Below are 25,649 nucleotides of genomic sequence, written 5' to 3'. Positions count from 1 at the left end.
GCGTTGAGCCAGAATTTAACGCCGCAGGTCTTCGAAGGTCTTGAACGTTTGTGCGAGCCGCAGGGGGGCAGCGGCACGCTGGCCGCGCCCGCCGGTAGCGGCATCCTGACTGCGCCCGCCTTTCCCGGCATCGAGCGTATCGAGGCGCAATTTTCCGGTAATGTCTTCGAACCGCACCGGCACGATACCTATGCGCTCGGCGTGACACTGCACGGCGTCCAGACCTTCACCTATCGCGGCGAGCGGCGCTTCAGCCTGCCGGGGCAGGTGATCGTTTTGCATCCGGACGAGGAGCATGACGGCGGGGCGGCGACGGAGGCCGGGCTGCACTACCGCATGCTCTACCTGGAGCCTTCGCTGCTGATGGAATGCCTGGAGGCGGAGAAGATCGGGCTCCCCTTCGTCGAGGAGCCGGTCATCGGCGACGGAGCCCTGGCGAAGGTGCTTCTGGGAGCGCTCGGCGAACTCGATCGGGAGCTGGACGAGCTTTTCGTCGGCGATTTCGTCAGCCGCGTTGCCGGCGGCCTGTCGCGGCATTCGCAGGTGCGCCGCCGGCCACTGGGCACGGTCGCCTGGCAGCAGGTGCGGGCAGCGCGCGACTACCTGGAGGCGCATGCGCTGCGGCCTGTGCGCTCGGGCGAGCTGGAGAAAATCACCGGCCTCGACCGCTTCACGTTATCACGACATTTCCGCGCGGCCCTTGCCACCAGCCCGCACCGGTACATGCTGATGCGGCGCCTGCAGCAGGCGAAGGCGCTGATGGACGAAGGCGAAAATTTCGCCGATGTGGCGGCTGAGACGGGCTTTGCCGACCAAGCGCATTTCAACCGTCATTTCAAGAAAGCCTATGGCGTTACACCCGGGCAGTGGACAATGCTTAGGCGGGGTTTTCCGCAAGGCCGGAACGGCGCGCGATAAAGCGGGCAAGCGCCGGCCCGATCAGCAGAATGACCAGGAAACGGCCGGTCTGCATCGCCATCACGAACGGCACGTCGACATCGCTTGACGCGGCGATGATGGCGACGGAATCGGCGCCGCCGGGGCTGGTGGCGAGATAGGCCGTCAGCGGATCGATGCCGGCGAAGACGTGCAGTGCCGCTGCCATGCAGCCGCAGAGCGCCATCAGCAGCATGATGCAGGCGGCGACCCGCGGCAGAGCGCGCGCCACATGGCTGATGATCGAGCGGGTGAAACGCAGGCCGATGCTCCAGCCGACGAGCGCATAGGCGGTGGCGAGCAGCCACATCGGCAGCTCGATCTTCAGGAGGCCCACGCCCTGCAGGAAGGCGCCGAGAAAGAGCGGAACGATGATCATTCCGCCCTGGATGCGCAGGCGGCGTACGCCATAGGCGCAAAAGCCGGCAAAGGCGAGCGTCGCCGCAAGGGCCGGCCAGTCGACTGCGGGGAAGAGGACGAGCGGCGGCGGCTCGCCGCCGTCGGCCGCCACCCAGAGGCGCGAAATCACCGAAGCGCCGACGGCGACGAAGACGACGCGCAGATATTGCATAAAGGCGACGAGGCGGGCATCGGCGCCATAGGCTTCCGACATGATGACCATGGCGGAGGCCGCACCCGGCGACGAGCCCCAGACGGCGGTCGTTCCCGGCAGCACCTGCCAGCGCGTCAGGAGCCAGCCGAGGCCGGTGGCGATGGCGATGACCGAGAAGACGAACAGCAGGAAGAGCGGCGCGTCCTTCGCCATGGCGCCGAGAATATCAGGGGTGATGGTGCGCGCCATCATCAGACCGACGAGGACCTGACCGAACTGCAGCGGCAGAAGCGGCACGCGAAGCTTTCCCTTGCCGACGGTCAGCGCCAGCGCGATGGCGGCAACCATCGGTCCGATCAGCAGCGAGGCGGGCAGGGCGAAGAGTTCGAGAAAGACGGTGAAGGCCGTGGAAAGCGTGAGCAGCAGCGCCCATTTCGGCAGGCCGGCATCCCGCAGCAGGCGGCGTGCGTGGTTGAGTGGCATGAATCCGTTTCCCGGCCGGTGCCAAGTCCTGAGGGTGAGGGTGGGAGGAAGCTCCGGCATGACGAAGAGAGGCCGGCTCAAGAACCGGTCGGCGCGGCCTCGGTATAGGCGGGGGCTGCGAGGGCGGTCAATTGCGAAATCTGGCTTCCGGTGACGCAGTATGCGAATTTGATTCAAGCCGCCGCCTCAAGTCCTTGTTATCTCATCAGAGTCGAACATGCCCGACGAGGAAATCGAGCAGGGCGCGCACGCGCGCCGGCAGCGGTCCGCCCTGGCCCATGTAGACGGCATAGAATTGCTCGATATCGCCGGGATTGGCCGCTTCCAGCACCGGCACCAGCCGGCCGGCTTCGATATCGGCGCCGACGGTGAAGGCGGCCAGGCGCGCAAGACCGGCGCCGGAGAGCGCGAGATGGCGCATGGCTTCGCCGTCTCCAACCTGCAAGCCTGGCGTGATCGGCACCGACACGGTCTCGCCGTTCTCGCTGAGTGGCCAGCCCTCCACGGCGCGGGCGTAGGAAAAGCCGATGCGGCAATGGCGGCTGAGGTCGGCGACGCTGCGCGGTTCGCCATGATGCCTGAGATAATCGGGCGAGGCGACGATGAGCTTGCCGGTGGCGCCGAGCTTGCGGGCGATCAGGCTGGAGTTCTTCAGGGGGCCGGTGCGGATCGCCACGTCGGCGCGCTCTTCCATCAGGTCGACAATCCTGTCGGTGTGGGTGATATCGAGCGTCACGCCGGGATGAAGCGCCATGAAGGCGGGCACGAGCGGCGCCAGCACATGATTACCGAAGGAGGCGCTGGTGTTGATGCGGATGCGGCCCGAGGCCTGTTCGCCCGAGGAAGCCTGGCGTTCGGCCTCGGCAATATCGGCAAGGATGGCGATGCTGCGCTCATAAAAGGCGCAGCCCTCCGGCGTCAGCTGCAGCTTACGGGTCGAGCGGTTGACGAGGCGGGCGCCGAGGCGCGCCTCCAGCCGGGCGACGAGCTTGCTGACGGCCGACGGCGTCATGCGTCGCGCCGTGGCGGCTGCGGAAAAACCGCCGCGCTCGACGACGCTGACGAAGACTTCCATTTCGCCCGAGCGGTTGATGTCCTGACGGCTCATTGATGAATTCAAGTCACAGATGCTATTCTGTCAGGCAATCTATATCAACGGAGGGACCTGGTCTATCTCAGAGGAAACCCAGGAGACAGATCATGAAATATCGAAATCTCGGCGCATCCGGCCTCAGGGTGCCGGTTTTGAGCTTCGGCGCGGGCACGTTCGGCGGCAGCGGCCCGCTTTTCGGCGCCTGGGGCAATACCGATGCCGAAGAGGCGCGGCGGCTCGTCGACATCTGCCTCGAAGCCGGCGTCAATCTCTTCGATACGGCCGATGTTTATTCGGCCGGCGCTTCCGAGGAGGTGCTCGGCCAGGCGATCCGCGGCCGGCGGGATGCCGTGCTGATTTCGACCAAGACCGCGCTGCCGATGGGCGAGGGGCCGCAGGACTGGGGCACCTCGCGGGCGCGGCTGATCCGCGCGACCGAGGATGCGCTGCGCCGGCTCGGCACCGATTATATCGACCTCTTGCAGCTTCACGCCTTCGATGCCTCGACGCCGGTCGAGGAGGTGCTGTCGACCCTCGACGGCCTCGTCGCCGCAGGCAAGATCCGTTATGTCGGCGTCTCGAATTTTTCCGGCTGGGAGTTGATGAAATCGCTCGCCGCGGCCGAGCGCTGGGGTTATCCGCGTTATGTCGCCCATCAGGTCTATTATTCGCTGGCGGGGCGCGACTACGAATGGGAGCTGATGCCGCTCGGCGCCGACCAGGGCGTCGGCGCGCTCGTCTGGAGCCCGCTCGCCTGGGGGCGGCTCACCGGCAAGATCCGCCGCGGTGAGCCGCTGCCGGCCGCAAGCCGCCTGCACGAGACAGCCCAATACGGCCCACCTGTCGACGATGAGAGGCTGTTCGACGTCATCGAGGTGCTGAATTCGATCGCAGCGGAGACCGGCAAGACTGTGGCGCAGATCGCGATAAACTGGCTGCTCGGCCGGCCGACGGTATCGAGCGTCATCATTGGCGCCCGCAACGAGGATCAGCTCAGGCAGAACCTTGCCGCGGCCGACTGGAGCCTGTCGAAGGATCAGATCGAAAGGCTCGACGCGGTCAGCGCGGTGACAGCGCCTTATCCTTATTTCCCTTATCGACGGCAGCAGGGTTTTGCGCTCCTCAATCCCCCGATCGTATGAGGCGGCCGCGGGCCGGCCTGTCCATGGCCCCTGGTCTACAACAAAAGGGGAGTGAAATCTTTTCTCAATCTTAACTGGACAGCCGCTTTGACTTGCCCCATACCCAGCCTGCTGCATATCTCCTTAAATCGGAATCGATATAAGACGAAATTATGCAGCAATTTTAAAGTTCTACAGCGTCCATGTACGTCTGAACGGACGTGCGGCGCAGTAGTCTGCGGGACGCGGTCTCGTCTACGCGGAATGGCAGGGAGATCAAAGGGATGGCGCTGAAGGACGCAAAGGCTGGAACACGCAACGAGGCGGGGATATCCGCCGTGCTCGGTATTCTCAAACAGAGCTTCGGCGAGCGTTTCCAGACCGGCCAGTCCTTCCGTGAACAGCACGCCCATACGACCACCTATATTCCGTCGCAACTGCCCGACGGCGTTCTCTTTGCCGAAAACGCCGATGATGTGAAGATGGCGGTCAGGGCCTGTGCAGCGCACAGGGTGCCGGTGATCGGTTTCGGCACCGGCTCCTCGCTGGAAGGTCAGGTCAATGCCGTCAACGGCGGTATTTCGATCGATTTCAGCCGCATGAACAGGGTGCTTGAGGTCAATCCGGAGGATCTCGACTGCACGGTCGAACCCGGGATCACCCGCGAGGCGCTGAACATCCATCTGCGCGATACCGGCCTGTTCTTTCCGATCGATCCCGGCGCCAATGCCTCGATCGGCGGTATGGCGTCGACGCGGGCCTCCGGCACCAATGCAGTGCGCTACGGCACGATGAAGGACAATGTGCTTGCCGTCACGGCAGTCACCGCCAACGGTGAGGAGATCCGCACGGCGCGGCGCGCCCGCAAGTCTTCGGCCGGCTATGACCTGACGCGGCTCTTTGTCGGCGCCGAGGGCACGCTCGGCATATTGACCTCGGTGACGCTGCGCCTGCAGGCAATCCCGCAGAAGATAGCCGGCGGCGTCTGCGCCTTTCCGAGCATCAAGGCGGCCTGCGATGCCGTTATCATGACGATCCAGATGGGCATTCCGGTGGCGCGTATCGAGCTGCTCGATGCTGTGCAGATGCGGGCGTGCAACGCCTATTCCGGGTTGTCTTATGCCGAAAGCCCGACGCTTTTCCTCGAATTCCACGGCACAGACGAGACCGTGCCGCTGCAATCGGCAGCCTTCGCTGAGATCGCGGCTGAATGCGGCGGGGGCGAGTTTCTTTGGACCGCAAATGCCGAGGAGCGGACGAAGCTCTGGAAGGCGCGTCATGACGCCTACTGGTCCGCGAGGGCGCTGGCGCCGGGGCTTGCCGCACTTTCGACTGATGTTTGTGTTCCGATATCGAGGCTTGCCGATTGCGTTTCCGAAACGCAGGCGGATATCGAGGAACATGGGCTGCTCGGCCCTATCGTCGGCCATGCCGGCGACGGGAACTTCCATGTGCTGCTGCTGTTCGACGATAAAAGCGCCGGAGACATCGCCAGGGCCGAGGGCTTCGTTGAGCGGCTCAACCGCCGGGCACTCGATATGGACGGAACATGCACCGGCGAGCACGGGATCGGGCAAGGCAAGATGGCCTTTCTGGAGCAGGAGCTCGGAGGCTCGGTGGATCTGATGCGACAGGTGAAGCAGGCGCTCGATCCGGACGGTATCTTCAATCCCGGCAAGATTTTCCATCAAGGCTGAAAACGGAATATTCTCATGAACTTGGGCCTTGCCCATCGCATGAATAGCGTTAGTGTCGACAATAGAACCCTGAACAGTGTCGGCAACACAATCCCGAATGGAGAATCCTTGCATTGGTAGGCCGGTTCCTCGTCTTTCTGGGGGGAGTGATCGTCGTAGTGCTGTTTGTGGCGCTGCTTGCGCCGCTGTTCATCGACTGGACGGATTTCCGCAAGAACTTCGAGGATCAGGCAAGCCGCATCATCGGCAAGAAAGTCACCGTCCACGGCACGGTGGATGCCCGTCTGCTGCCGTTTCCGTCGGTCACGCTGCATGACGTGCGTGTCGGTCAAGAGGCCGACGGCACGCCGATCGTCAAGGTCGAACAATTTTCGATGGATGCCGAGCTTGCGCCTTTCCTTTCCGGCGAGGCGCTGATCTTCGATATGCGCATCGTCAATCCGAAGGTGCGCCTCAGATTGCTCAAGGACGGCACACTCGACTGGATGCGCGGCAGCCGCGCCGAAATACCGGCCAAAACAGTCGTTCTCGAAAATGTGCATGTCAGCGGTGGCGAAGTCGACTTCCTCGATGACCAGTCGGGCCGGGCGCGTCGCATCACTGGCCTGAATGCGGAGATGTCGGCCAAATCGCTCGCCGGCCCCTGGCGTGTCGAAGGCGATGCGGCGCTCGACGGTGAGCACGGCAATTTCTCGATTTCGAGCAGCCAGCCGGACGAGAAGGGTGTGCTGCGCATGCGCACGAAGCTGTCGCCGGACAAACATCCGGTCAGTATCGATCTCGACGGCGAACTGAAGCTGGTCGACCGCAAGCCGAACTATCAGGGCCAGCTTTCGGCGGCGATCGAAAACCGCAACAGTGCCAGGTCGGCCAACAAGAACGAGCAGCCGCCGAGGCTCAAGGGCCGCTTCGAGCTTACCAATGAACGTATCCGCATTCCCGAATACCGGATGGAGATCGGCCCAATGGACGATCCCTATGTGATAACCGGGGAGGCGACGCTCGATACCGGCAACGCGCCGGAATTCCTGTTGACCGCCGACGGGCAGCAGATAGACGTGAACCGCATCGGCAATCAGGGCGCGGCCGGCAAGACGACACGGGATGCCGCGGTTTCGGCGCGCCAGCGGTTGAATTCTCTGATCGATATCGTCGCGCAGGTGCCGATTCCGCAGGTGCCGGGCAAGGCAAGCGTCAAGCTGCCGGCCATCGTCGCCGGCGATACGACGCTACGCGATGTGCAACTGGAGCTGGAGCCGGCCGGTACCGGCTGGATGATCGACAGCGCCGTCGGCACGCTGCCGGGGCGCACGCAAGTGGAAGGCAAGGGCAAGCTCCTGCTTCAGGGAGAACCCTCGTTCAACGGCCAGATCGTGATGGCCTCGAACCAGCCAACGGGGCTAGCCTCCTGGCTGGCCGGCTCGGTCGACCCGGCCATCCGCCAATTGCGGCAGGCGGGTTTTTCCGCCAATGTCAGCCTGACTCATGAATTGCAGCGTTTCGAAAATCTCGAAATCGCCGTCGGATCGGCGACGCTGAAAGGCCGGCTGGAGCGGCAGGCGATCTCCGGCCAGACGCCGACCCTGTCGGTGGCGCTGAATGGCGACACGCTCGATCTTGACGCGCTGCAGGCGCTGGCCGGGCTCGCGACCGGGCAGGAGAGCGGCGACAATGTTCTCGACCATAAGATCGCCGCACAGCTCAAGGCCGACAGGTTCACCGCCTTCGGGGTCGACGCCGAGAATGTCGAGACCACCTTCACGATCGCCGACGGGGCGCTTGCGGTCGACCGGCTGTCAGTCAAGAATGTCGCGGGCGCCGAGCTGACGGCGACCGGCCGGGCCGAAGGCTCGCTGCTCGACTATAAGGGTGCGGGCGAGATCACCTTCAAATCGGCCGATCCCGGCGGCTTCTTCACCATGCTGCGCGAGCATCTTCCACACCACCCTGTGCTCGACCGGCTGGTGCGCAACGCCGGCTGGTACGGCAATACGGCGTTGCGCGGCGCGCTGACGCTCGGTGGCGACGAGGGCGATGCGCTGACGGTGACGCTGGCCGGCGTCTCGAACGGCAGCCGGGTCAACCTCGATTACCGCATGTCCGATCTCCTGGCGCTGACCGGCAACGGTACGACGAGCCTCGAGGCGACGCTCGAAAACGCCGTGCCGTCGATCTTGTTCGGTCAGGCCGGGCTCGACCCGCTGCCGGTCGATGTCGGCGCGAACGGCCGCCTGACGCTCAAGGTGAAGGCGTCGGGCAACGATCCTGCCGATGCGGCGTTGACCTTTGCGACCGATCGGACCTCGTTTACCGCGAAGGGCAAGGTTGACGTGCGGCCGGAGAGTTTCATGAACGGTCAGATCGCGCTTTCGCTCGACAGCGCCGATATCGACCCCTATCTCATCATGAACGGCATCGCCCTGCCGCAGACCGGAACGGGGTTGCCGTTCGGCATGCAGGTCAACGCCGCCGTCGATAGCGACAAGATCGTCCTGTCCGATCTCAAGGGACATGCGGCCGACAACGCGTTTTCCGGTGCGCTGACCTTCGACCGCAAGGCTGCGAAGACGACGGCGAGCGGCGAGCTGACGCTTGCCAAGGCAGATGCCGGCTGGCTCGGCGAGGCGGTGTTCGGCCAGATCGTCGATCCGGCCAGCGGCACGCTGTCGAAGGCGCCGCTGGGCCTGCCCACCTTCAAGGATCTCGACGTCAAGGTGAAGCTGTCGGCCAAGGAATTCTGGCCTGGTCTGCCGGAAACGGCAGTATCCGATTTCACCAGCAATGTCGCCTATAAGGGCGACGAGTTGCAGCTCAACGACATGGCCGGCAACTGGGATGGCGGCAAGCTCTCCGGCAACCTGCTCTTCACCAATGCCGACGGCACCGGTTTCCTGCAGACGAAGCTGACGCTCGCCGATTCCGATCTTGCCGGGGTCATCTGGCTGCGTGACGGCGCGCCGATTGCCAACGGCAAGTTCGGATTGTCGCTGTCGATGGAGGCCTCGGGCAAGACGGTTGGCGAGATCGCCAGCTCGCTCAATGGATCGGGGGAGCTGAGACTCGGCGATACGAGCATACGCGGACTGAACCTTGCCATCCTTCCGCCGCTGCTTGCCGCCACCGACCCGATGCAGGAACAGATCAATGCCGGCAAGGTGCATCCGATCGTCGAGACGTTGCTCAACAACGGCGAGGCAAAGCTGCCGCCGCTCGGAATTCCCTTCAACGTCACCGACGGAACGCTCAGGGTGCAGAATGTGACCGTGGCCAACGATCTGGCCCGGGTAACCGCCGACGCACAGATCGCCTTGCCGGAGGAGCGGATCAGCGCGACGGTCGGCATCGGCCTCAATCCAGGCGCGGAGGCGCTTCCGGGTGTCGAGCCGGCGCTGAGGCTGAACTTTTCCGGCATGCTGCCGTCACCCGGCAAGACGATGGACGTGACCGATATCACCAGCTACTTGTCGCTGCGTGCTTTTGAGCGCGAGCGGCGGCGCGTCGAGCGGCTGCAGGCGATCGTGCTCGAAAAGCAGCGGCTGCGCCGCGAGGTGGCGCTCTATCGTTTCAATGACGCCGAGCGCGTCAGAGCGGCCGAAATCGAACGGCAACGGCAGGCGGAGGAAGAGCGGCTGCGCGCACTGGCGAAGGAGGCGGCTGCGCAGAAGGCCGCTGCCGAGGCGGAGGCCGCACGTGCAGCGGAGGCAAAAGCCAGGGCCGATGCGCAGGCGAGGGCGGCCGCCGAGGCGGAGGCGGCCCGGCGCTCCGGGCAGATGCAGCCCGGTCAGCTCGATTTCGACAATCTGCCGGGCATTCAGGCGCAATGAAGACGCGCTGGGTTTGCCTCGCCTGAGATTGTTTCAGGTTTTTATTTGAATTCCCGGCGTCACGGCCGGCCGCCACAGCCGGTCTTCGCCCACGAAAGCACATGGAGTCGCAGCGCCGAGGACAGGTTGCTGTCCGGCGAACGGTGGTCGTCGATCTCGGAAATCAGGGCGGCAAGCGACATCGAACGGCTTGCCGAAATCGTCTTCAGCTCGGCCCAGAATTCATCTTCCAGCGAAAAGCTGGTGCGATGGCCATGCAGTGTTGCCGAGTGCTTGCGGATCATCAGCCGGTTCACATCGGACTCGACTTGGCGGATCGATTCAAGAAAATCGCGCAAGTGGCTGATCGCAGATTCGTTTCCGGCTCTTCAAGCTTTGCGTGAAGCTTCATGCGCCGTCGTCATCCGTCTCGATCCGTCCGTCGCGGTGAGCCTTGTTGGCCTTCTCGTTCAGGCTGCGGGTGAGCTGCTTTTCGGCCTTGGTGCGGCCGAAGGAAATGCGGTTCTGCTCGGCCTGCTTCTCCTTTTCGGAGCGGGCCTGCTTTTTGCGGAACTGACGCAGATTGATGATTTCGGCGCTCATGCGCGAGGCTTGATCCTTATGAAAAAGGAAGGCTGAGCCTCCCTTTGAACTCACTGCTTCTTGCGGAAGGAGTCGAGCGAGACGACGGAGCCCGGTTTCTTCTCTTCGCCGTCGGCCGGTTTTGCGCCGGCGGCTTCATCGGGCTTTCCTGCCGCGTCGACGGGATAGGCGGTGATCTCACCGGACGGCAGTTCCTCACCGTCGGCGAGCGGCACGTCGAATTCGAGCTCGAAATTGACGGAGGGATCATAGAAGCCGCGGATCGCATTGAAGGGTATGACCAGCTTCTCCGGAACGTCGGAGAAGGAAAGGCCGATTTCGAAATGCGTCTCGGTGATCTTGAGATCCCAGAACTGATGCTGGATGACGATTGTCATCTGCTCGGGATATTTGGACTTCAGGTGCTGGGAGATGCGCACGCCGGCGGCACCGGTCAGAAAGGTGATGAAGAAGTGGTGGTCGCCGGGCAGACGGCCCGTCGTTGCTACCTCCGCCAAAACCTTGCGGATGACGCCGCGAAGTGCATCCTGCGCCAGAATGTCGTAGCGGATATGATCCTGCCCCATGCTTTTCCTGTCTTTCGTCGGTTCTGAAGTCTTTTCACAAGGTATATGGCACGTTCAGGCGCCTTGGGAAAGTCCGGAGCCGAGTCACGCATAGATCAGCATACATGATTTCAGTCTGAGGGAGAAGGTGAAGGCTTCTGTTGCCAGGTGCCTTCGGACCCCGCCTAGAGGTGCGAACCACTAGGACTTTGATTGAAGTGTCACACCGCGATTAAGCAGCGAGACGAGCTTCCGCATAGTTGTCGTTTGCAACTACAATTTTAGCCCGATAACGGCGGTACAATGCCGAGCAAAAAGTCGATCTTTACACCCTTGTCGATCCTGTTTCGCCCCCATCAAAAGCCGGCCTTCGATTCCGCCGGTTTTTGGTGGAGGCGCCGGGTACCGCCCCCGGGTCCAATAGGTTTATTACACCGCTCATTTATTGCCATAGCCGGCCCGAAAGCCGGCAGGGCTGATATAGTGATTTCTTCCGTCCAAGGAAAGGGCAAACGTCATAAAAGCTTTATGTCGGCCTATAGAAAGAACGGGAAAATATCCGCCTGCGATTGGTTTCCTCGAGGCGAAGGCTTAAATTGGAGAAAACGGAATCAGCGCGACATGCAGCAATATCTCGATCTCCTCGCCCATGTGATGGAAAAGGGCTCCGACCGGGGCGACCGCACCGGCACCGGCACGCGCTCGGTCTTCGGCTACCAGATGCGCTTCGATCTCGAGGAGGGCTTTCCCGTCCTGACGACGAAGAGGCTGCATCTGCGCTCGATCATCCATGAACTGCTCTGGTTCCTGAGGGGCGAGACGAACATTGGCTACCTCAAGGAGAACGGCGTTTCCATCTGGGACGAATGGGCCGATGAAAACGGCGATCTCGGCCCCGTCTACGGCGCTCAGTGGCGCTCCTGGCCGGCGCCTGACGGCGGCCATATCGACCAGATCGCCAATCTTGTCAAAGGCATCGTCAACAATCCGAATTCGCGCCGCCATATCGTCTCGGCCTGGAACCCGGCCGAGGTGGATCAGATGGCGCTGCCGCCCTGCCATTGCCTGTTCCAATTCTACGTGGCCGACGGCAAGCTCTCTTGCCAGCTCTACCAGCGCTCCGCCGATATTTTCCTGGGCGTCCCCTTCAATATCGCTTCCTATGCGCTTTTGACGATGATGGTGGCTCAGGTGACGGGGCTCAAAGGGGGCGATTTCGTCCACACGCTCGGCGACGCCCACCTCTACCACAACCATTTCGACCAGGCGAAGCTGCAACTGACGCGCCAGCCGAAGCCGCTGCCTTTCTTGCGCATCAATCCCGATGTGAAAGATATCTTCGGGTTCAAGTTCGAGGATTTCGAGCTGATCGGCTATGAGGCGGATGCCAATATCAAGGCGCCGATCGCTGTCTGATCCGGGGGAATCATGGCCGACATCCTGAAGACCATCATCGTCGCCGTTTCCCGCAACGGCATCATCGGCCGCGATGGCGACATGCCTTGGCTGCTTTCGAGCGATCTCAAGCGTTTCAAGGCGCTGACGCTGGGCAAGCCTGTGGTGATGGGCCGCAAGACCTATGAGTCGATCGGCAAGCCGCTGCCGGGGCGGCCGAACGTCGTCATCTCGAGACAGACGACGATCGATCATGCCGATGTCGACATGGCCCATTCGCTCCCCGAGGCCTTGACGCTCGCCGAAAGGCTGGCACGCGAAACCGGCGCCGGCGAGATCTGCATTATCGGCGGCGGACAAGTCTATGCCCAGGCGATCGGCCTTGCCGACCGGATGTGCATCACGCATGTCGAAGCCGACCTCGAAGGGGATGCGGCGTTTCCGGCGATCGATCCCGCCATCTGGCAGGCGGGAGAGACGCTCGCCGTGCCGGCCGGCGAGAAGGACAGCTATGCCACGCGCTACGTCGTCTACGAACGCCGGCGCGCCTGAAAATGAACTATTTTCCAATTAAATTGACCAAGTTTCTCACGCTGCGTTGAAAGCGGGTGCGGTGATACCTATAACGGTCACCAACGCATCCACCGGTCAGCCCCCACGGTCCCGGATGCGGGGAAGACTTAACGAATAACGAGGTTTTGATGCCCTGGAGCAATCAGAATGGCGGCGGCGGCCCTTGGGGCGGCGGCGGTAACAATCAGGGACCATGGGGCCAGGGGCCGAACCGCCCGCGTGGCGGCAAGGGCGGACCGCCCGATCTGGAAGACATCATCCGGCGCGGCCAGGATCAGCTGCGCAATATCGTTCCCGGCGGTTTCAATGGTGGCGTGGCAACGATCGTCGTGGCGATCGTTGCCGTTTTCTGGCTGATTCAGTGCGTCTACACCGTCCAGCCGGACGAACGCGGCGTCGAGTTGCGCTTCGGCAAGCCGAGAGAAGAAATTTCCATGCCCGGCCTGCATTTCCGCATCTGGCCGATGGACGCGATCGAGATCGTGAAGGTGACGGAGCAGCAGCAGAATGTCGGCGGACGCAATAACAGCAATTCGACGGCTGGACTGATGCTTTCCGGGGACCAGAACATCGTCAACGTGCAGTTCTCCGTGCTCTACACGATCAACGACCCGAAATCCTATCTTTTCCGTCTCGAAAATCCGGCTGAAACGCTACAGCAGGTTTCCGAAAGCGCCATGCGCGAAATCGTCGGCCGGCGCCCTGCTCAGGATGCCTTTCGTGACAATCGCGGACCGATCGAGACCGAAGTGCGCAACATCATCCAGGATACGATGGATCGCTACGGCGCCGGCATTGCGATCAACCGCGTGACGATCGAGGACGTCGCGCCGCCGCGTGACGTGGCCGATGCCTTCGAGGAAGTGCAGCGTGCCGATCAGGACAAGCAGCGCCTCGTGGAGGAGGCGAACCAATACGCCAACCAGAAGCTCGGCCAGGCCCGCGGTGACGCGGCCCGCATCCGCGAAGCCGCAGCGGCCTACAAGGACCGGATCGTCAAGGAGGCTGAAGGTGAAGCGCAACGCTTCGTTTCGATCTACGACGAATATTCCAAGGCTCCTGACGTGACGCGGGAGCGGCTGTTCCTGGAAACCATGGAACAGGTGCTGAAGGGTTCCAAGAAAGTGATTATCGACCAAAAGGCCGGCGCCGTGCCCTATCTGCCTCTCAACGAGGTCGGCAGGCCGACGCAGCAACAACAGCAGCAGCAACAGGGAGGCTGAGACCCATGTCGAACAGACTTCCCGTAATTCTGATCCTCCTGGCGGTCGTGCTGGTCGGAATCTATTCCTCGGTCTTCGTCGTGACCGCCCGCGAACAGGCTATCGTCGTTCGCTTCGGTGAAATCCAGTCGGTCAAGACCGACCCAGGCATCTATTTCAAGCTGCCTTTCGCCTTTGCCGATGCCGACAGGGTGCAGTACGTGCCGAAGCAGGAGCTGCGCTTCGATCTTGACAATATCCGTGTCCAGGTTTCCGGCGGCGCCTTTTATGAGGTAAATGCCTTCCTCATCTACCGCATCAACGACGCGCGCCGTTTCCGTGAAACGGTATCGGGCGACAGGGAGGCGGCGGAAGCGCGGCTTCGCACGCGCCTCGATTCCGCCTTGCGCAGGGTCTACGGCGTGCGCAGCATCGAAGCCGCGCTCTCCCGGGAACGCGTGGCGATGATGCTCGAGGTGCGCAACGAGCTGCAAGCCGATGCGGAGACGCTCGGAATCACGCTCGACGACGTGCGCATCAGCCGGACGGACCTCACTCAGGATGTTTCCGAGCGCACCTATAACCGCATGCGGGCCGAGCGACTGGCGGAGGCCGAACTGCTGCGGGCGCAGGGCACCGAAGAAGGCCAGCGCCGCCGCGCCGTCGCCGACCGCCAGGTCGTCGAGCTGACTGCGGACGCACAGCGCGATTCCGAAATTCTGCGCGGCCAAGGAGATGCCGAACGCAACCGCATCTTCGCCGAGGCCTTCTCAAGGAACCCCGGTTTCTTTGAGTTTTACCGTTCGATGGCAGCCTATTCGGCGGCGCTTTCATCGCAGGACACAACGCTGGTCCTGTCGCCGGATTCGGAATTCTTCCGCTATTTCAACAAGGCTGCCGGCGCCGCGCCGGCCAGCCCGGCTGCGTCGGCTCCCGCAACGCCCGGAACAACCGCTCCGGCGCCAGCACAGCCGGCGAACTGAAAAACACTGGGATCTGTTTCCCTGCAAGATCGAGAAAGGGTCGGCCCAGCGCCGGCCCTTTTCGATTTCAAGAGCCAAGCCGGGCTTTTGTGACGGTCCGTCAGATTGCACGGGGATTTCGCGAAAAGGTGATTTCACCCTCCATCATTCCGCCTTATGCTGGTGCTGAATATGCGCATTTACCCCCTTATGAGGAAGCTTGATGGCCCCCACGATTCGCTTGCCCTTCAGACGAACGCTCGCGCTTCTGGCCAGCGCCACCATCCTGGCGCAAGCCGGCGTGAGCGGGGTTGCTTTCGCGCAAACCACGCCTGAAACAGCAGCGCCCGGGGTTGCCGCGCCTGTTCCGGCTGCCCCCACGCCACCTGCATCTGCCGCGCCGCAGCAGACGCCACCGGTTCAGACCGTCGTCCCGACCAACGGTCCGGCTTCCGTTGCCGATCTCGCCGAAGGCTTGCTCGATGCGGTGGTCAACATCTCGACCTCGCAGAACGTGAAGGATGACGAAGGGGTCGGTCCGGCGCCGCGCGCCCCTGACGGGTCACCATTCCAGGAGTTCTTCAACGACTTCTTCAACAAACAGCAGGGCAACAAAGGCCCCAACCATAATGTCAGCTCGCTCGGGTCCGGTTTCGTCATCGATCCGGCCGGCTATATCGTCACCAACAACCACGTGATCGAGGGCGCCGACGACATCGAGGTCAATTTCGCCAACGGCTCGAAGCTCAAGGCGAAGCTGATCGGCACGGATACGAAGACCGATCTTTCCGTGTTGAAGGTCGAGCCGAAGACGCCGCTGAAATCGGTGAAATTCGGCGATTCCAGCGAGATGCGCATCGGCGACTGGGTCATGGCGATCGGCAATCCGTTCGGATTCGGCGGTTCGGTGACGGTCGGGATCATTTCCGGGCGCGGCCGCAACATCAATGCCGGCCCCTACGACAACTTCATCCAGACGGATGCGGCGATCAACAAGGGCAATTCCGGCGGCCCACTCTTTAACATGAAGGGTGAAGTGATCGGCATCAATACCGCGATCATCTCGCCGAGCGGCGGCTCGATCGGCATCGGCTTCTCGGTACCGTCCGAACTTGCTTCCGGCGTCGTCGAGCAGTTGCGCCAGTATGGCGAGACGCGGCGCGGCTGGCTCGGCGTGCGCATCCAACCGGTAACCGACGACATCGCCGACAGCCTCGGGCTCGACACCGCCAAGGGCGCCCTGGTCGCCGGCGTCATCAAGGGCGGCCCCGTTGACGACGGCTCGATCAAGGCGGGCGACGTCATTTTGAAATTCGACGGCAAGGCGGTCAATGAAATGCGCGACCTGCCGCGCGTCGTTGCGGAAAGCACGGTCGGAAAAGAAGTCGACGTCGTGGTGCTGCGCGACGGCAAGGAGCAGACCGTCAAGGTGAAGCTCGGCCGGCTCGAAGACAGCGATCAGGCGGCATCCGGCGATGCAGCTCCCGATGGCTCGCAGGACGGCGTGATCACCCCTGATCCCGACGAGAACAACGATATGGATCAGCCGGATACCGGCGATCAGGCAGCGCCCGCACCGGGCGCACCGGCGCCGGACCAGCACCAACAGGGCCAGGTATCGCCGGATGCGGCTACGCCGAAGAACGTGCTCGGATTGTCGCTGTCGCTCCTCAGTCCCGAAACACGCAAGGCTTTCGGCATCGCCGAAAGCGTCGACGGCGTCGTCGTCACGGAGGTGGAGCCCGGCTCCGCCTCGGCCGAAAAGGGGTTGAAGGCAGGGGACGTTATCGTCGAGGTGGCGCAGGAGTTCATGAAATCCCCGGATGCGGTCGCGGCCAAGGTGAAATCGCTGAAACAGGAAGGCCGTCGCAACGCCCAGCTGATGATCGCATCGGCAAACGGCGATCTGCGGTTCGTGGCGGTGCCGATGGAATAGGAGAACTGCGGCGGTGGCGACTAGGTGCCGCCTTCCTGTTCTCGCTCAACCTCTCCTCCCTCATTCCTGTGACAAGCACAGGGTGAGGGCGGAGAGGGGTTGCCGCGCCGCCTTTGTTATACATCCGTCTTCTGTTGAAATCGGACGTTCAAGCCGTCACAAAATCGGTCTTCCGGTAACCCTGGATATAAAGCAGCGCCGTCAGGTCGGCGTGATTGATGCGCATCTGCGCCTGAGCGGCGACGGTGGGCTTGGCGTGGAGGGCGACACCGGAGCCGGCGAGCTGCAGCATGCCGAGATCATTGGCGCCGTCGCCGACCGCGATTGCCTCCTGTGGCGAAATGCCGAGGTTTGCTGAAATCTCGTTCAGCGCATCCACCTTTGCCTGCTTGCCGAGGATAGGTTCGGCGACGAAGCCGGAGAGAATGCCATCCTCATCCAGCAGCGTATTGGCGCGGTTTTCGTCGAAGCCGAGGGTGGCGGCGATGCGGCTGGTAAAGACGGTGAAGCCGCCGGAGACGAGAGCGGTGTAATGACCTTTCGCCTTCATCGTGGCGATCAGCTCCGGCCCCCCCGGCGTCAGTGTGATGCGCTTGGCGATGACCTCGTCGACAACCGAGATCGGCAATCCTTTCAGGAGGGCGACGCGCTCACGCAGGGCGGGCTCAAAGGCGATCTCGCCATTCATGGCGCGGGCGGTGATGTCGGCGACCCTCTCCTTCAGGCCGACTTCGGCGGCGAGTTCGTCGATGCATTCCTGGCCGATCATCGTCGAATCCATGTCGGCGATCAGCAGCTTCTTGCGGCGGCTGTCCTGCTCCTGGATGACGAGGTCGATGGGGGCGCTCGATATGACGGCGAGAAGATTGGCCTCGGCGGCTTGCGCATCCGTGCCCTCGCGCAGTGCAATGTCGCAGGCAACGCCGTCGGCCAGCCAGTAGAGGCCGGAAGCGGTTACTGCCTCAGCCGCTTGTTCGGCGATGCCAGGAGTAAGCACAGGATTTGACGGATTGGCAACAAGCGTGGCAACGAGGGCCATGATGGAAAACCTTCTGAGCGTGGAGAACGCGATCCTGATAACCGGGCCGACCGCCAGCGGCAAGTCCGCGCTTGCCGTCGAATTGGCCAAACGCCACGACGGCGCGGTCGTCAATGCCGACAGCATGCAGGTCTACGATACGCTGCGAGTGCTGACCGCGCGTCCGTCGGAAGAGGAGATGCAAGGCGTGCCGCATCATCTCTACGGCCACGTGCCGGCGGGGGCCGGTTATTCCACAGGCGCCTGGCTGCGCGATGTCTCGGCGCTTTTGCCGGCGCTCAGAGCCGCCGGGCAGCTACCGGTTTTCGTCGGCGGCACGGGGCTTTACTTCAAGGCGCTGATCGGCGGTCTCTCCGACATGCCGGATATTCCCGAGGCCCTGCGGGAAGAATTGCGGACGCGACTCGTGGAGGAGGGGCCGGACGCGCTTTACGCCGAGCTTTCTGACGTCGATCGCGCGATGGCGGCAAGCCTCAACCGCCAGGACGGCCAGCGCATCGTCCGGGCGTTGGAGGTGATCAAAGCGACGGGACGCTCGATCGCTGATTTCCAGGGTCGGTCAGGGCCTGTGGCGATCAATGCCGACGGGGCCCGCAAAATTGTCGTTCTGCCGGACCGGGCGGTGCTGCATGCCCGCATCAACGGCCGTTTCGAAAAGATGCTGCAACAGGGTGCGGAAGACGAGGTAAAGGCGTTGCTTGCGCTCGGCCTGCCGGCCGACGCGCCTGTCATGAAGGCCATCGGTGTGTCGCAGATCGCGGCGATGCTGAGGGGCGAGATGACGCGCGATGAGGTGCTGGAGAAGGGGGCTGCGGCGACACGGCAATATGCCAAGCGGCAAATGACCTGGTTCCGCAATCAGATGGATGACAGCTGGGAGCGATTGACCCTTTAGGATGAGGCGATATCGTCAGTCGTTGCAATCAACTTCTATCAGGATCGCATCATGCCTGCCATTTCTCCGTTCCATGGACTCTCGGCCTTTCCGCCAACGCCTGCCGATCCCGATGGCCGGGTCGACATTGAGGGGCTCTGCCGCTTGCTGGAACCGCTGTGCGAGGCAGGTGTGACCTCCATCGGCCTTCTCGGCAGCACCGGGATCTACGCCTATCTCAAGCGCGAGGAGCGGCTGCGGGCCGTGACGGCGGCGGTCGAATGCGTCAAGGGCCGTGTTCCGCTCCTCGTCGGCGCCGGCGCTCTGAGGACGGATTGTGCCGTGGATCTCGCGAGGGACGCCGAGGCTGCCGGCGCTGATGCGCTTCTGCTTGCGCCTGTGTCTTATACGCCGCTGACCCAGGAAGAGGCCTACCAGCATTTCCGCACAGTGGCGAGGGCGACCAGGCTTCCGCTCTGCATCTACAACAATCCCGGCACGACGCACTTCACCTTCAGCCGCGAGCTTCTGCAGCGTCTTTCTGATATCGAGACGATCAGGGCGGTGAAGATGCCGCTGCCTGTTGATGGCGATTTGAGAGGGGAGCTTGCGCTATTGCGGGAAAAGACCGATCTCGCGATCGGCTACAGCGGCGATTGGGGTGCTGCCGAAGCGCTCTCTTCAGGCGCAGACGCCTGGTACAGTGTCATCGGCGGCCTGCTTCCGCGCACGGCGCTCGCTCTGACGAAAGCGGCTATCGCCGGCAATGACGGCGAGGCGCGCCGGCTCGATGGCCTGCTGCAGCCGCTCTGGGAGGTGTTCAAGGCGTATGGAAGCATTCGCGTGGTCTATATGATGGCCGAGCATCTTCTGGATGTCCGGGCGGAGCTTCCGCGGCCGCTCCTGGCGCTTGGGCCGGCGGACCGGCAGCGCGTGCTCGATGCCGCCCGGCCGCCGATCGAGCTTGAACGTCAATCCTTGTTGTAAAGGCTGCTCAGCGGCTTTTTCAGGATGCTTTCGCGCAGCGACGGGCCTGGTTCCCGGCGGGTGATCGGTGGCTGGTCGGCCGGCGGCGGCGGTCGGGGAAAGACCGGCTCTTCGCGGCGCAGTTCGCGGCGCAGCGCGTCCAGCCGCGGATCGATCGGGGCCGGCTCGGCGGGGTCCAGCCGCGGCGCCTGCGGTAGTAATTCGCGCCGGTAGGATTCGAGCGGCGCCGAAGCCGGCGCGGGCGGGGGGACGGGTTTTGTGTCGAAAGCCTCGTCGGCTTCCTCCGCCTCATCGGAACCCGGCATGGATGCCGCAACGCTCTGCTGGAAATTCGAAATATCGGGCCCGACCGTCACCGCCCGCATGCGGGTGACGATCTTGCGCAGATCGACCGTATCCGGATCTTCCTCGCTATGCTTGCTGTTGGCGCTGGCAGCCTTCGGCAGCAAATTTTCCTCGACGCGGGAAAAGCGCATGCGCATCGGCACGCTGATCGCCTCGCCGAAGGCGATCGCCTCGCCATTGCCGATCGAGGAGATGAAGCTCGTCGTCGAGATCGATGAATTCGGAATGGCCGAACGGATGATTTCCTGGTCGCGATCGTTGGCCAGGCGCATGGCAAACAGCGTCGAGCACTGCGACAGGATCGTCTGGTCGAGCTCGCCCGGCCGCTGGGTGATGATCCCAAGCGAGACGCCGTATTTTCGGCCTTCCTTGGCGATGCGGGCGATTGCCTGGCGCGTCGGCACGAAGCCGAGGCTGGGATCGGAGGGGATATAGCGGTGGGCTTCCTCGCAGACGACCAGCATGTGGATGGCGCCGTCGCTCCAGAGGGCCACCTCGAAGGCCATGCGGCAGAGCACGGAGGCGACCGAATTGACCACTTCGGAAGGAATGCCGGCAAGCTGGAAGGTGCAGATCGGCCTGCTGTCTCCGGGAATGCGGAATATCTGCGCGATGGTGTCGGTGATCGTGTCGCTGATCGTGTTGTTGGAAAACATGAAGTGATAGCGCGGATCATTGATTGCGGCGATGAGGCGCATCTTCAGCGAGCGCAGGGAGGGCTTTTCCGCACGGCCTTCCAGGCGGCCGATGCGCTCGTCGATCAGCGCCAGCAGGTCGGCCATGCGGTAAGGGACCGGTGTATCGGCGGTGATCGAACTCTTTTCCGTCGTGCGGCGCACCAGCGAGTTGTCGCTGCCGCGGAAGGCGCGCTTGGCCTCGGGCATGATGTCGCGCAGCATGTCGAGCTCCTCGGGCACCGGTGGGCGGCCGCGGAAGACGACTTCGGCGAATTCTTCGAGCCGCATCAGCCAGAAGGGCAGGTCGAGCGTATCAGTATCGATGGTGACGGCGTGTTTGGGAAAGGCGGCGGCGAATTCATTGTGCGGATCGAGGATCAGCACGCGCAGCTTCGGATCCGCCGCGATCGCCTTGTGCAGCAGCAGCGACACGGCCGTCGATTTGCCGACGCCGGTCGAGCCGACGACGGCGAAATGCTTGGAGAGCATCGAGGGGATATGGATCGCCGCATCGATGCTTTCGTCCTGCGTCAGCTTGCCGATGACGGCGGTCGTCCCCGTTCCGGCATCATAGATGCGCATCAGGTCGGCGGCGCGGATGCGATGGGCGATGGCGCCGAGATAGGGATAACGCGAGATACCGGTCGAGAATTCCTCGCGCCCGTCCTCATCGACGCGGACTTCGCCGAGAAGCTCCGTCTCGATCTTGAAATAATTGTCCTCGCCTTCGCCCCAGGCATGGCTGCCGGTATTCATGGAATAGACGAGGGCGACGACACGGTTACGGCCGACGCTGATCGAAATCAGCCGACCGACGGACCAGAGTTCGGTGAGATCGGTGCCGCCCTGTTCGGCGACGGCGGCAATGGTCGCCCTGGAGCCGCTGCATGCAACGACGCGGCCGAGAAAGCGATTTCCCGGCGTATGGCCGTCGCGTCGATCGTGCTCGCCTGCCTTGCCAGACATGCGCAAGTCGTTGTTGAGCAAAGGCTACTCCCTGCGGTAGCGTTAAAGGATAAAGTCGATCCTTTAACAAATCCTTCATCCTATCGATTTTGGGAGGCGCGGGCGCGGGGCAGTTTTTTATTGCGGCATGCGTTGACGCTGCGAAATTTTCTGTCTATCACTTCCCGCCATGAAAATCGCAACGGCTCTTATCGTGGTGGGAAGGCGCATGGGCAGGATGGTGTAACCATCCGGCGATAGCCACCCATGCGCTAGATGACAGGCTCCTCCGGGGCCTTTTTTTGTGCCCGAAATCGGGCTCCCGGCCACAAACTCAAATCCCAGCATCAAACGGAAAAGACAGATGAGCACGGACAATCAGGCGGCAGGCAATCGGATGACGGGGGCGGAGATCGTTCTCAAGGCGCTGAAGGACAACGGCGTCGAACATATCTTCGGCTATCCCGGCGGCGCGGTCCTGCCGATCTATGACGAGATCTTCCAGCAGGACGAGATCAAGCACATCCTCGTTCGCCATGAGCAGGGGGCAGGCCATGCGGCCGAAGGCTACGCCCGCTCCACCGGCAAGGTCGGCGTCATGCTGGTCACGTCAGGTCCTGGCGCCACCAATGCGGTCACGCCGCTGCAGGACGCGCTGATGGATTCGATCCCGCTCGTCTGCCTGACCGGCCAGGTTCCGACCCCATTGATCGGCTCCGACGCCTTCCAGGAATGCGACACGGTCGGCATCACCCGGCCCTGCACGAAGCACAACTGGCTGGTCAAGGACGTCAACCAGCTCGCCGCCATCATTCACGAGGCCTTCCGCATCGCCCAATCCGGCCGTCCAGGCCCCGTCGTCGTCGATATTCCGAAGGACGTGCAGTTTGCGACCGGCACCTACACGCCGCCCGCCGATTACCCGATCCAGAAGAGCTACCAACCGAAGATCCAGGGCGACCTGAACCAGGTCCATGCGGCGATCGAGCTGATGGCGAATGCGCGCCGTCCGATCATCTATTCCGGCGGCGGCGTCGTCAATTCCGGCCCCGAGGCCTCCAAGCTGCTGCGCGAACTGGTCGAGCTGACCGATTTCCCGATCACCTCGACGCTGATGGGCCTCGGCGCCTATCCTGCTTCAGGCAAGAACTGGCTGAAGATGCTCGGCATGCACGGCTCCTACGAGGCCAACATGGCGATGCATGATTGCGACGTCATGGTCTGCATCGGCGCCCGCTTCGACGACCGCATCACCGGCCGCCTCAACGCCTTCTCGCCGAACTCGAAGAAGATCCATATCGATATCGATCCGTCCTCGATCAACAAGAACGTCCGCGTCGATATCGGCATCCGCGGCGATGTCGGCCATGTCCTCGAAGACATGGTCCGCCTGTGGCGGGCGCTGCCGAAGAAGCCGGAGAAGAACCGACTCGAAGGCTGGTGGAGCGATATCGCCCGCTGGCGGGCGCGCAATTCCTTCGCCTATACGAAGAACAACGACGTCATCATGCCGCAATATGCGCTGGAGCGGCTCTTTGCGCATACCAAGGACCGCGATACCTACATCACGACCGAAGTCGGCCAGCATCAGATGTGGGCAGCACAGTTCTTCGGCTTCGAGCAGCCGAACCGCTGGATGACCTCGGGCGGCCTCGGCACGATGGGCTACGGCCTGCCGGCGGCCCTCGGCGTGCAGATCGCCCATCCCGAGAGCCTCGTCATCGACATTGCCGGCGACGCCTCGATCCAGATGTGCATCCAGGAAATGTCGACGGCGATCCAGTACGACGCGCCGATCAAGATCTTCATCATGAACAACCAGTACATGGGCATGGTGCGCCAGTGGCAGCAGCTGCTGCACGGCAACCGCCTGTCGCACTCCTATACGGAGGCGATGCCCGATTTCGTCAAGCTGGCGGAAGCCTATGGCGCAGTCGGCCTGCGCTGCGATAAGCCGGATGAGTTGGACGATGCCATTATCGAGATGATCGAGGTCAAGAAGCCGGTCATTTTCGATTGCCGCGTCGCCAATCTCGCCAACTGCTTCCCGATGATTCCCTCGGGCAAGGCGCATAACGAAATGTTGCTGCCCGACGAAGCCACTGACGAAGCGGTCGCCAATGCGATCGACGCCAAGGGCCGTCAGCTCGTCTAAGAAAAAGTCAGAGGAACCCCAGGACCATGAACGCACACCTTCAGCCCACGGGCTCTGCCTATTTCATCTCTCCGGAAACGACCGCAGTCGAGAGCCACACGCTCTCGGTTCTCGTCGACAACGAGCCCGGTGTCCTTGCCCGCGTCATCGGCCTGTTCTCCGGCCGCGGCTACAATATCGAGAGCCTCACCGTCTCCGAGACCGAGCACCAGGCGCATCTGTCCCGAATCACCATCGTTACCCGCGGCACACCGCATGTGCTGGAGCAGATCAAGGCGCAGCTCGAACGCATCGTGCCTGTTCACCGCGTCGTCGACCTGACGGTGCGGGCTCGCGAACTCGGCCAGGACCGCCCGATCGAGCGGGAAGTGGCGCTGGTCAAGGTGATCGGCGAGGGCGAAACCCGCGCCGAGACGCTGCGGCTTGCCGATGCTTTCCACGCCAAGGTGGTCGACGCAACGATCGACCACTTCATCCTGGAGATAACAGGCAAGTCGTCCAAGATCGACCAGTTCATCGCGATCATGAAGCCGCTTGGCCTGATCGAGGTCTGCCGCACCGGTATTGCGGCGATGAACCGTGGTGCGCAGGGGATGTGAGCCTGCTACCGCCGTCAGGTCCGTGCCATAAGCTGCCCCTCACCCTAACCCTCTCCCCGTAAACGGGGCGAGGGGACGTGCCAAACACAACGTTGAGGTGGATGAAGCCGGTGCGGCATACCCGCTTCGCCCCGCAAGCGGGGAGACGGTGGCGGCAGCCGGATGAGGGGCTTTTTAGCTGGGCAGCCGCTGTAGATCACAGCATCTCCAGCGGCTTTTTCCTGGCCGGTGGCGGGAAGGCGGCGTCGAGCGCTTGCCAATCCTCCTCGGTGATATCAAGCGAGACACAGTCGCGGTTTTCGCGAACGCGTTCGGCATTCGAGGTCTTCGGGATGGCGATGACGCCGTCGCGTTTCAGGAGAAAGGCGAGCGCCAGTTGGGCTGGTGTCGCCTGATAGGCCTTGGCGATGTGAATTAGTTCCGGATGATGGAGGACGTGTCCCTGCTCGATTGGCGAATAGGCCATAACGGGGATGCCGCGGCTCCGGCACCAGGGCAAAAGGTCGAACTCGACGCCGCGGCGGGTGAGGTTATACAGCACCTGGTTGGCGGCGACATTGGCGCCGTCGGGCACGCCGAGCAGTTCCTCCATGTCGTCGGTATCAAAGTTGGAGACGCCCCAGGCGCCTATCTTTCCGGAGGCCTTCAGCATCTCGAAGGCGGCGACGGTCTCGGCGAGCGGATAGTTGCCGCGCCAGTGCAGGAGATAGAGATCGATACGGCCCGTGCCGAGGCGTTCGAGGCTGTGTTCGCAGGCCTCGATCGTGCCTTTCAGGCTGGCGTTCCAGGGGTAGACCTTGCTGACGATGAAGACCTCGTCGCGCCGTCCTTTGACCGCCTGGCCGACGATCTCCTCGGCGCCGCCGTCGCCATACATTTCGGCGGTGTCGATCAGCGTCATGCCGAGATCGATGCCGGTTCTGAGGCTTTTGATCTCGGCCCTGGCATGGCCGGCATCCTCGCCCATGGCCCAGGTTCCCTGGCCGAGTGCCGGCACGGCTATGCTGTTCGGAAATTTTACGGAGGGGATGGGGTCGTCCTGCATGGCTCTTCTTCCTGCTCAAGAGATTGGGCCGCTTCGCCATCTTTCAAGTAATCCTGTCACCGTGACAATGATGCAATGGCA

Annotated in this window: 21 protein-coding genes and 1 other RNA gene; 13 read left to right on the top strand and 9 right to left on the bottom strand. The window is 62.8% G+C overall.

Features of this window, described 5'->3' with window-relative positions:
• The first annotated feature begins 3 nt into the window (after positions 1-3).
• On the top strand, positions 4-918 hold the full coding sequence (locus Tal182_RS15550) for an AraC family transcriptional regulator (protein WP_085860020.1): 915 nt from the start codon (positions 4-6) through the stop codon (positions 916-918).
• Here Tal182_RS15550 and Tal182_RS15545 read toward each other — a convergent pair.
• Entirely contained in the window at positions 878-1,972 is a 1,095-nt protein-coding gene (locus Tal182_RS15545; RefSeq protein WP_085860019.1) for an AbrB family transcriptional regulator, read from the bottom strand. The genes Tal182_RS15550 and Tal182_RS15545 overlap by 41 nt on opposite strands.
• A 205-nt stretch (positions 1,973-2,177) precedes the next feature.
• A complete protein-coding gene (locus tag Tal182_RS15540) occupies positions 2,178-3,080 on the bottom strand; it encodes a LysR family transcriptional regulator (RefSeq protein WP_085860018.1) in 903 nt (300 codons plus the stop codon).
• Positions 3,081-3,172: 92 nt separating this feature from the next.
• Between Tal182_RS15540 and Tal182_RS15535 the strand changes: the two genes are divergently transcribed.
• From Tal182_RS15535 to Tal182_RS15525, 3 genes are all read left to right on the top strand, one after another.
• The gene (locus Tal182_RS15535) at positions 3,173-4,207 is read left to right on the top strand and encodes an aldo/keto reductase (protein WP_085860017.1); all 1,035 of its coding nucleotides are present in this window, start codon (positions 3,173-3,175) and stop codon (positions 4,205-4,207) included.
• Between the two features lie 263 nt (positions 4,208-4,470).
• Positions 4,471-5,883 (top strand): FAD-linked oxidase C-terminal domain-containing protein, encoded by a 1,413-nt coding sequence (locus Tal182_RS15530; protein WP_085860016.1) that lies wholly within the window; start codon positions 4,471-4,473, stop codon positions 5,881-5,883.
• Between the two features lie 113 nt (positions 5,884-5,996).
• The gene (locus Tal182_RS15525) at positions 5,997-9,707 is read left to right on the top strand and encodes an AsmA family protein (RefSeq protein WP_085860015.1); all 3,711 of its coding nucleotides are present in this window, start codon (positions 5,997-5,999) and stop codon (positions 9,705-9,707) included.
• A 59-nt stretch (positions 9,708-9,766) separates the two neighbouring features.
• On the opposite strand, the gene Tal182_RS15520 is transcribed toward Tal182_RS15525, so the two are convergent.
• The 4 genes from Tal182_RS15520 to ssrA all read right to left on the bottom strand — a co-directional run bounded on the left by Tal182_RS15520 (position 9,767) and on the right by ssrA (position 11,344).
• A complete protein-coding gene (locus tag Tal182_RS15520) occupies positions 9,767-9,991 on the bottom strand; it encodes a ribbon-helix-helix domain-containing protein (RefSeq protein ID WP_085860962.1) in 225 nt (74 codons plus the stop codon).
• A 103-nt stretch (positions 9,992-10,094) separates the two neighbouring features.
• Entirely contained in the window at positions 10,095-10,289 is a 195-nt protein-coding gene (locus Tal182_RS15515) for a DUF4169 family protein (protein WP_085860014.1), read from the bottom strand.
• Positions 10,290-10,339: 50 nt separating this feature from the next.
• Positions 10,340-10,855 carry an SspB family protein gene (locus Tal182_RS15510; protein ID WP_064803733.1) on the bottom strand — a complete coding sequence of 172 codons (516 nt, stop codon included), beginning with the start codon at positions 10,853-10,855 and terminating at the stop codon, positions 10,340-10,342.
• A 126-nt stretch (positions 10,856-10,981) separates the two neighbouring features.
• Positions 10,982-11,344, bottom strand: a transfer-messenger RNA (tmRNA) gene (gene ssrA / locus Tal182_RS15505).
• Positions 11,345-11,455: 111 nt separating this feature from the next.
• Between ssrA and Tal182_RS15500 the strand changes: the two genes are divergently transcribed.
• The 5 genes from Tal182_RS15500 (at position 11,456) to Tal182_RS15480 (ending at position 16,902) form a co-directional block, all read left to right on the top strand.
• A complete protein-coding gene (locus tag Tal182_RS15500; RefSeq protein ID WP_085860013.1) occupies positions 11,456-12,250 on the top strand; it encodes a thymidylate synthase in 795 nt (264 codons plus the stop codon).
• Between the two features lie 12 nt (positions 12,251-12,262).
• The gene (locus tag Tal182_RS15495; protein WP_085860012.1) at positions 12,263-12,781 is read left to right on the top strand and encodes a dihydrofolate reductase; all 519 of its coding nucleotides are present in this window, start codon (positions 12,263-12,265) and stop codon (positions 12,779-12,781) included.
• A gap of 149 nt (positions 12,782-12,930) precedes the next feature.
• A complete protein-coding gene (gene hflK, locus Tal182_RS15490; RefSeq protein WP_085860011.1) occupies positions 12,931-14,025 on the top strand; it encodes an FtsH protease activity modulator HflK in 1,095 nt (364 codons plus the stop codon).
• A gap of 5 nt (positions 14,026-14,030) precedes the next feature.
• Complete coding sequence (locus Tal182_RS15485; protein ID WP_064810790.1) at positions 14,031-14,987, top strand: protease modulator HflC; 957 nt, start codon at positions 14,031-14,033, stop codon at positions 14,985-14,987.
• A 202-nt stretch (positions 14,988-15,189) separates the two neighbouring features.
• Positions 15,190-16,902: a Do family serine endopeptidase gene (locus Tal182_RS15480; protein WP_085860010.1), complete on the top strand. Its 1,713-nt coding sequence runs from the start codon at positions 15,190-15,192 to the stop codon at positions 16,900-16,902.
• 148 nt (positions 16,903-17,050) lie between these two features.
• Here Tal182_RS15480 and serB read toward each other — a convergent pair whose 3' ends face one another.
• Positions 17,051-17,941 (bottom strand): phosphoserine phosphatase SerB, encoded by an 891-nt coding sequence (serB, locus tag Tal182_RS15475; protein WP_085860009.1) that lies wholly within the window; start codon positions 17,939-17,941, stop codon positions 17,051-17,053.
• Between serB and miaA the strand changes: the two genes are divergently transcribed.
• Both miaA and Tal182_RS15465 read left to right on the top strand, forming a co-directional pair.
• The gene (gene miaA, locus Tal182_RS15470; RefSeq protein WP_170965881.1) at positions 17,940-18,836 is read left to right on the top strand and encodes a tRNA (adenosine(37)-N6)-dimethylallyltransferase MiaA; all 897 of its coding nucleotides are present in this window, start codon (positions 17,940-17,942) and stop codon (positions 18,834-18,836) included. The genes serB and miaA overlap by 2 nt on opposite strands.
• 51 nt (positions 18,837-18,887) lie before the next feature.
• Entirely contained in the window at positions 18,888-19,802 is a 915-nt protein-coding gene (locus tag Tal182_RS15465) for a dihydrodipicolinate synthase family protein (RefSeq protein WP_085860007.1), read from the top strand.
• Here Tal182_RS15465 and Tal182_RS15460 read toward each other — a convergent pair.
• Positions 19,787-21,811 carry an ATP-binding protein gene (locus Tal182_RS15460; RefSeq protein WP_085860006.1) on the bottom strand — a complete coding sequence of 675 codons (2,025 nt, stop codon included), beginning with the start codon at positions 21,809-21,811 and terminating at the stop codon, positions 19,787-19,789. The genes Tal182_RS15465 and Tal182_RS15460 overlap by 16 nt on opposite strands.
• Positions 21,812-22,133: 322 nt before the next feature.
• Here Tal182_RS15460 and Tal182_RS15455 point away from each other — a divergent pair, with 322 nt between their 5' ends.
• Together Tal182_RS15455 and ilvN are read left to right on the top strand one after the other, a co-directional pair.
• Positions 22,134-23,924 carry an acetolactate synthase 3 large subunit gene (locus tag Tal182_RS15455; RefSeq protein WP_085860005.1) on the top strand — a complete coding sequence of 597 codons (1,791 nt, stop codon included), beginning with the start codon at positions 22,134-22,136 and terminating at the stop codon, positions 23,922-23,924.
• A gap of 26 nt (positions 23,925-23,950) precedes the next feature.
• A complete protein-coding gene (gene ilvN, locus Tal182_RS15450) occupies positions 23,951-24,523 on the top strand; it encodes an acetolactate synthase small subunit (RefSeq protein ID WP_011426035.1) in 573 nt (190 codons plus the stop codon).
• 196 nt (positions 24,524-24,719) lie between these two features.
• On the opposite strand, the gene Tal182_RS15445 is transcribed toward ilvN, so the two are convergent.
• On the bottom strand, positions 24,720-25,568 hold the full coding sequence (locus Tal182_RS15445; RefSeq protein ID WP_085860004.1) for an aldo/keto reductase: 849 nt from the start codon (positions 25,566-25,568) through the stop codon (positions 24,720-24,722).
• Positions 25,569-25,649 lie beyond the last annotated feature (81 nt).

This window comes from Rhizobium sp. TAL182 (assembly GCF_002117725.1).
Lineage (GTDB): Bacteria > Pseudomonadota > Alphaproteobacteria > Rhizobiales > Rhizobiaceae > Rhizobium > Rhizobium esperanzae.
This window is presented reverse-complemented; position numbering and strand designations above follow the sequence as displayed.